Genomic DNA, 882 nt, shown 5'->3' with positions numbered 1-882 from the left:
GCCCCGGCGGCGCGGCACACGCGCTTGCACTGCTGGCCGATGCACGCGAAAGCCTGCGTGCCGCGCTCGACGGCCTCTCACTCGGCGATCCGCGCGACGACGCGGCGCTGCTGATCGCCGGCGAGCGGCTGATCGAACAGATCGACGACTACTGCGCGGCGCTCGACGGGCTCGTCGAATTGCAGCGCCCACGGCCGGGCTATCGGCCCGCACGGGTGCGCTTTTACCGCGACACGGGTGCGGCCCTGCGCAACGGCGTGCGCTCGGCCTGCGCGATCGCGATCTCCGGTGCGTTCTGGCTCGCCACTGGCTGGAACCAGGGAGACATGATGCTGCTCGTCGTCGCACCGTACTGCGCGCTGCTCGCGACCGCCGGCAACCCGGCCGCCGGCGCGCAGGCGTTCATCAAGGGCACGGTGCTGGCCGTGCCGGCCGCGTTCGTGTGCGCGTTCGGCATCCTGCCGCGCATCGAAGGCTTTCCGTTGCTCGTCGTCGCGCTCGCGCTGTTCTGGATGCCCGGCATCTATGCGACGAGCGTGCCGAAGACCGCGCTGGCAGGGCTCGCGTATCTCGTCGCGTTCAACACGCTGACCGGCGCGACCAATCCGTTCCGCCCCGACGTCGCGCTGTTCCTGAACCAGTCGGTCGCGTGGGTGCTCGCCACCTTCCTCACGCTGCTCACGTTCCGGTTGATCCTGCCGCGCAACCTGGCCACCGACGCGACGCGGCTGCGCCGCACGATCCGCGACGACACGCTCGCGCTCGTGGCCGGCAAGCGCGTCATGGCGGCGAGCTGGCAACAGCGCCAGCAGCACCGCATTGCGCAGCTCGGCGCGCTCCTCGCCGGCCAGCCCGCCGCGATGACGCAGGCGAGCATCGAGG

Annotated in this window: 1 protein-coding gene; it reads left to right on the top strand. The window is 71.4% G+C overall.

Annotation, left to right across the window (positions count from 1 at the left end):
* Positions 1-882 (top strand): FUSC family protein (locus G3O00_RS42910; protein ID WP_206146623.1); only part of this gene is annotated, 882 nt, incomplete at both ends.

The organism is Burkholderia sp. Ac-20384, assembly GCF_017104605.1.
Lineage (GTDB): Bacteria > Pseudomonadota > Gammaproteobacteria > Burkholderiales > Burkholderiaceae > Burkholderia > Burkholderia lata.
This window is presented reverse-complemented; position numbering and strand designations above follow the sequence as displayed.